Below are 6112 nucleotides of genomic sequence, written 5' to 3'. Positions count from 1 at the left end.
GGCGGGGAGGGCTACGTCCAGCCAGGCGCCGCCGCTGACCCGGTCGGAGCGGCCGCGGACCTGGCCGTCGACGCTCACCTGGCCGTCGTCAACGAGCGCGGCGGCGGCCGTGCGGCTCAGGCCGAACATGCGGGCGATGGCGGCGTCCAGGCGGATGCCGTCGAGGCCGTCGGGGACCGGCAGCGAGCGCCGGTCGGTGTCGGCCGTGCTCACGCGTCACCGGGCCCGGGACCGCCGGCGTGGCTCGGCCCCGCCGGACCGGATGGTCCGGCCGGCTCCGCTGACCCGGGGTCGGGTGGCGGGGCGGCGGAGAGGCGCGTGCCGTCGAGGCCGATGCCGCGCAGGGAGAGGATGACCGCGAGCACTCCGCCGCAGACGATCGCCGAGTCGGCGACGTTGAAGATGGGCCAGTGGTGGATGTGGACGAAGTCCACGACGTGCCCGCGCAGCGGCCCGGGGGCGCGGAACAGCCGGTCGATCAGGTTGCCCAGCGCGCCGCCGACCATCGCGCCGAAGACGAACGCCCACCCGATGGAGGCCAGCCGCCTGGCGGTGACCACGACCACCGCGACGACCGCCAGCGCGATCAGGCTGAGGATGACCGTGGCCCCGCCGGCCAGGCTGAACGCGGCCCCCGAGTTCCGGGTCAGGCGCAGGTCGAGCACGCCGGGGATGATCTCGATCGGGGCGCGCCCGGTGAGCTGGGCGACGGCCAGCAGCTTCGTGCCGATGTCCAGGACGATCAGACACAGCGAGGTCAGCGCGACGACGAGCACCGCACGGTGCGAGGTGACCAGGCGGTCACGGCCGGGCTTGACCGCGGCGTCACCGCTCGGGGCGCCGCCGCCCGCGTCGGCGGCACCCGGGGCACCCACTCCCGCCGCACCGGCGTTCACGGTGCTCCCGTACTGGGTGTTCCTGTACGGGACGCCCTTGTCCATCCCCGGCTCGGCCACCACACACACCACTGTACGGGTGCGATCTCACGGGTCATCCGCCCGCCGGCCGGCCACCGGCCCGAGACGCGACCCGAGACCCGGCCTGAGTGCCCGCCCGGTGCCGGGCACGGGTGCCGGTGATCCGCCGGCGATCCGCGGCCGCGATCACCGTTGGCCGTCGGCTACGCTGGAAGCGCGGAAAGGCTTTGACGGGACGAGTAGCGGCAGGCGCAGTCGCAGCGAGCCGGGGGCGGTGCGAGCCCGGTGGCCAGCGCGCCGTGAAGATCACCCTGAGCCGCCGGGAGAACAGGGCTGTGAGCCCCCAGTAGATCCGGCCGCCGCCGCATGACAAGAGTGGCCGCCCGGTCGCCGTCCACGAGAGATCGCGAAGCGCACCCGGGCGCGCAAGGAGGGTGGTACCGCGGTACCTCGTGCCGCCACCGGCCCATGCCGGTGTGCGGCGAGGTGTCGTCCCTCCGCCGGAGTGCCCCACCGCCGACGGAGACCAGCCACGATGAGTACCCCCGACGCCCCGACGCCCGCCTTCCGCCCCCTGCCCGCGCGGGTCGACCTTCCGGCCTTCGAGCGCGAGACGCTGGAGCGCTGGAGGGATTCCAAGGTCTTCCACCGCTCGCTGCAGGCCGGCGCAGACCGGCCGCTGTGGGTGTTCTACGAGGGCCCGCCGACCGCCAACGGCAAGCCGGGCGCCCACCACGTCGAGGCGCGGGTCTTCAAGGACCTCTTCCCCCGTTACAAGACGATGAAGGGCTACCACGTGCCCCGCCGGGCGGGCTGGGACTGCCACGGCCTGCCCGTCGAGCTCGCCGTCGAGAAGGAACTCGGCTTCACCAGCAAGAGCGACATCGAGGACTACGGCATCGCCGAGTTCAACGAGAGGTGCCGCGAGTCCGTCCTGCGCCACGTGGCCGACTTCTCCGCGATGACGGAGCGGATGGGCTACTGGGTCGACCTCGACGGCGCCTACCGGACGATGGACACCTCGTACATCGAGAGCGTCTGGTGGTCCCTCAAGCAGATCTTCGACAAGGGCCTGCTCGTCGAGGACTTCCGGGTTACCCCGTACTGCCCCCGGGACGAGACGCCGCTGTCCGACCACGAGGTCTCCCAGGGCTACAGCGACACCGACGACCCGTCGGTCTACGTGCGGTTCCCGGTCGTCGAGGGCCCGCACGGGCTGGCCGAGCACGGCGCGCACCTGCTGGTGTGGACGACCACCCCGTGGACGCTGGTCTCCAACACCGCGGTCGCCGTCCATCCCGAGGTCAGCTACGTGCTGGCCCGGGCCGCCGGCGGTGAACTGCTCGTCGTCGCCGAGCCGCTGCTGACCGCGGCCCTGGGCGAGGGCGCCGAGGTGGTCGAGCGCTTCACCGGCGCCGAGCTCGCCGGCACCCGCTACGCCCGGCCGTTCGAGCTGATCGCGCTGGAGCGCTTCGAGGAGGCAGCGGGGAAGACCGCCGTCGGCCGGGGCGCCGGGACGTCCGCCCGCCCGCACTCGGTGGTCCTGGCGGACTACGTGACGACCACGGACGGCACCGGGCTCGTCCACCAGGCACCCGCCTTCGGCGCCGAGGACCTCGCGGTCTGCCGCGCCAACGGCCTCGGCGTCGTCAACCCGGTCGGGCCGGACGGGCGCTTCCTGCCCGACGTGCCGCTGGTCGGCGGGCTGTTCTTCAAGGACGCCGACGCGCCGCTGTCCGCGGATCTCACCGCGCGGGGCCTGATGTGGCGGGCGGCGACCTACACGCACAGCTACCCGCACTGCTGGCGCTGCCACACGCCGCTGATCTACTACCCGTTGCCGTCCTGGTACATCCGCACGACGGCCGTCCGCGAGCGCCTGCTCGCCGAGAACGCGCGGACGGACTGGCACCCCGAGCGCATCCGCGAGGGCCGTTACGGCGAGTGGCTGCGCAACAACGTCGACTGGGCGCTGTCCCGCAACCGGTACTGGGGCACCCCGCTGCCCGTCTGGCGGTGCGAGGCCGACCCGTCCCACCTGACCTGCGTCGGCTCGCTGGCGGAGCTCTCCGAGCTGACCGGCACGGACCACTCGACGCTCGACCCGCACCGCCCGTTCGTCGACGACGTGACCCTGCCGTGCCCCACCTGTGGGGAGACCGCCCGGCGGGTGCCCGAGGTCATCGATGTCTGGTACGACAGCGGCGCGATGCCGTTCGCCCAGTGGGGCGCCCCGCACCGCAACGCCGACGAGTTCGCGAAGCAGTACCCGGCGCAGTACATCTGCGAGGCGATCGACCAGACCCGGGGCTGGTTCTACACGCTCATGGCCGTGGGCACGCTGGTCTTCGACCGGTCGTCCTACGAGACCGTGCTGTGCCTGGGCCTGCTGCTCGACGCCGAGGGCCGCAAGATGAGCAAGCACGTCGGCAACGTGCTGGACCCGTTCGACCTGTTCGACCGGCACGGGGCGGACGCCGTCCGGTGGCTGATGCTGGCCGGCGGCTCACCGTGGTCGGACCGCCGGGTCAGCCACGAGTCGATCGAGGACATCGTCCGCAAGATCCTGCTCACCTACTGGAACACCGCGTCGTTCTTCGCGCTCTACGCGGGCGCGGCGGACTGGCGCCCGACCGGCGCCGACGGGTCGGGCGAGGGCGCCGCGGCCCCGGCCGAACGCCCGGTGCTGGACAGGTGGGCGCTCTCCGAGCTCGCCGACACCGTCGCCGAGGTGGACGCCGCCCTCGAGGGCTTCGACGCGCTGCGCGCCGGGCGCCGCATCGCCCGCTTCGTGGACGACCTGTCGAACTGGTACGTCCGGCGTTCCCGCCGCCGCTTCTGGGCGGGCGACCCGAACGCGCTGGCCACCCTCTACACCTGCCTGGACGGCCTGACCCGGGTGATGTCGCCGTTCACCCCGTTCCTGACCGACTGGCTGTGGTCCCGGCTGTTCGCCGGCATCCTGCCCGGCGCCCCGGACTCGGTGCACCTGGCCTCGTGGCCGCAGCTGCCGGCGGACCTCGTCGAGCCGGGCCTGGCCGAGCGGATGGACCTCGTGCGCCGGATCGTCGAGCTCGGCCGCGCGGCCCGGGCCGCCAGCGGGCTGCGCACCCGTCAGCCGCTGCCGCGCGCGGTGGTCGGCTCCTCGGCGTTCGACGACCTCTCGGCGGAGCTGCGCGCGCAGATCGCCGAGGAGCTCAACGTCGTCGCCGTCGAGGCCGCGACCTCGGACCTCGTCGACATCAGCGTGAAGCCGAACTTCCGGGCGCTTGGACGGCGCTTCGGCAACCGCACGAAGGCGGTCGCCGCCGCCGTCACCACCGCCGGGGCACCGGTGGACGGCCGGCTGACCGTCACCGTGGACGGCGAGCGCATCGAGCTCGGCGGTGAGGATCTGATCGTCACCGAGACGCCGCGTGAGGGCTGGTCGGTGACGAGTGAGTCGGGCCTGTCGGTCGCCCTCGACCTGACCGTCACCCCGGAGCTGGCCCGGACCGGGCTCGCCCGCGACGTGGTGCGCGTCCTGCAGGACGCGCGGCGGGCCGCGGGGCTGGAGATCACCGACCGGGTCGAGCTGCGCTGGGCCGCCGCCAAGGAGGAGACGGCGGCAGCGTTGCGTGAGCACGCGGCGACCGTCGCCGACGAGATCCTGGCCACAGTGTTCCAGGAGGCACCGGTCGAGCAGACGGCGGAGCCGGCATGGCACCGGGGATCATCCGCGGAGCTCGGCCTGACCTTCGCGCTGACCAGGACGGCCCCCGCGCCGCCGACGGTTGGCTGACGGCCACCCGAACTTCTCGCCCGCGCCGGTGGAGACCCCGCCGGCGCGGGCGCGGCGGCAACAGCCGTGGTTCCGCGCAGCGCAGCGCAGCGAGGGCTAGGCTGGCGTCTTCTTCCCGGCGCGCCGCACAGCCGCGACGGGCAGCAGCACCGCGGCGAGGCAGACGACGATCAGTGACGTGTACGACCAGGTGGCCGCGCCGAACAGGCCGAGCACGGCCAGCACCGCGGCGATCACCACCAGGGCGCCGCTGATCATCACCATGCTGGCCTAGAACTCCTGCATGCCCGGAGCGTCGCGGCGGCCCGGGTCGAGATCCGGGCGCCCGCCGTGACCGTTGCTCTCCCGCGCCAGCGTCGCGGCGCCCATCTGCGGGCCGCCCTGGAACGCCTGCGCTCCCACGTGCTGGGGCTGAGGCGGCTGGCCGCCACCGGTCTGCGCCATGCCGACGCTCGCGGGGGCCGGGGTGGGTGTCGGCGCGCCGGGGTTGAGCCCGGGGCGCGCCGGCATGCCCGGCCCGACGGCCGGCTGTGTGGGCATGCCGTCGAGGTCACGCAGCTGCATCTCCAGGTAGGCGCGCAGCCGCGTGCGGTACTCGCGCTCGAAGGCGCGGAGCTGCTCGACCTGGCCTTCGAGGCGGCGCTTGTCGTCCTCGAGCCCACCGAGCTGCTCGGCGACGTGCGCCCGGGCCTCACCGAGGATCCGGTCGGCGTCGGCGCGCGCCTCGCGGCGGGCCCGCTCCGACTCGGCGCGGGCCTCCCGCAGCGCCTCGTCGGCGGTCCGCTGGGCGAGCACGAGGGTCCGCGCGACGCGCTGCTCGATGTCGGCGTCGTTCTGGCCACCGGCGCCCGGGCCCGTGCGGGCCGGGGCCTGACCGCCCCCGCCGACCAGCGCGGGCATGACCGCCGTCGGGCCACCGGACACCGGCGGACCACCGGGCACGCCGGGTCCATTCGGACCACCCGGACCACCCGGACCCGCGCCAGGCGGGCCGGCGGGCATCGGGGGCCGCTCGCGGGCGGCCTGGGCCGCCTGCGCGGCCTGCGCCTGCGCCTGCGCCAACTGCCGGCGGGACTCCTCGAGCTGGCGGCGCAGCTGCTGGTTCTCGTCGAGGATCTGTGCCGGGACACCGGGACCGCCACCGCCGGACCGGCGGGCCTCGTCGAGCTGCCTGCGCAGGTCGCTGCTCTCGTCGAGCAGTCGCGTCAGCTCGGCCTCGACCTCATCAAGGAAGGTGTCGACCTCGTCCTCGTTGTAGCCCGTGCGGAACCTCGTCGGGCTGAAGACCTTGTTCTGAACATCCTGCGGTGTCAGCGCCACGTTGCCTCCTCGTGCGGCATCGCCGCTCCCCGAAGAGAGGGCGGTCTGCGGGCAGTCTGCCTTGCCCGCACTCGCGGTGTGCACACGACCTCAG

Annotated in this window: 5 protein-coding genes; 1 reads left to right on the top strand and 4 read right to left on the bottom strand. The window is 74.0% G+C overall.

All coding sequences use genetic code 11. The annotated features are described in order from the left end of the window. Both FMEAI12_RS12095 and lspA read right to left on the bottom strand, forming a co-directional pair. On the bottom strand, nucleotides 1–213 hold a 213-nt coding region (locus FMEAI12_RS12095; RefSeq protein WP_255565686.1), incomplete at its 3' end, for a S4 domain-containing protein. After that, nucleotides 210–959, bottom strand: coding sequence for a signal peptidase II (lspA, locus tag FMEAI12_RS12090; RefSeq protein WP_235013921.1), 750 nt, complete (start codon nucleotides 957–959; stop codon nucleotides 210–212). The genes FMEAI12_RS12095 and lspA, both read right to left, overlap by 4 nt. A 493-nt stretch (nucleotides 960–1452) precedes the next feature. Here lspA and ileS point away from each other — a divergent pair, with 493 nt between their 5' ends. After that, nucleotides 1453–4698, top strand: a complete 3246-nt coding sequence (gene ileS / locus FMEAI12_RS12085) for an isoleucine--tRNA ligase (protein ID WP_112106098.1) — start codon at nucleotides 1453–1455, stop codon at nucleotides 4696–4698. Nucleotides 4699–4794: 96 nt separating this feature from the next. Here ileS and FMEAI12_RS37105 read toward each other — a convergent pair whose 3' ends face one another. Beyond that, nucleotides 4795–4962, bottom strand: coding sequence for a hypothetical protein (locus tag FMEAI12_RS37105; RefSeq protein ID WP_165938600.1), 168 nt, complete (start codon nucleotides 4960–4962; stop codon nucleotides 4795–4797). A gap of 6 nt (nucleotides 4963–4968) precedes the next feature. Continuing rightward, entirely contained in the window at nucleotides 4969–6018 is a 1050-nt protein-coding gene (locus FMEAI12_RS12080; protein ID WP_112106097.1) for a DivIVA domain-containing protein, read from the bottom strand. Nucleotides 6019–6112: the final 94 nt, after the last annotated feature.

The organism is Parafrankia sp. Ea1.12, from assembly GCF_900465275.1.
Classification (GTDB): Bacteria; Actinomycetota; Actinomycetes; order Frankiales; family Frankiaceae; genus Parafrankia; species Parafrankia soli.
Note: the sequence above shows the minus strand (reverse complement) of the source record. Positions and strands in the feature narration are given on the sequence as shown.

Excerpts from the sequence above, each read along its gene's own strand:
- ileS (WP_112106098.1), top strand. The coding sequence starts at position 1,453 with ATGAGTACCCCCGACGCCCCGACGCCCGCCTTCCGCCCCCTGCCCGCG.
- FMEAI12_RS37105 (WP_165938600.1), bottom strand. The coding sequence starts at position 4,962 with ATGGTGATGATCAGCGGCGCCCTGGTGGTGATCGCCGCGGTGCTGGCC.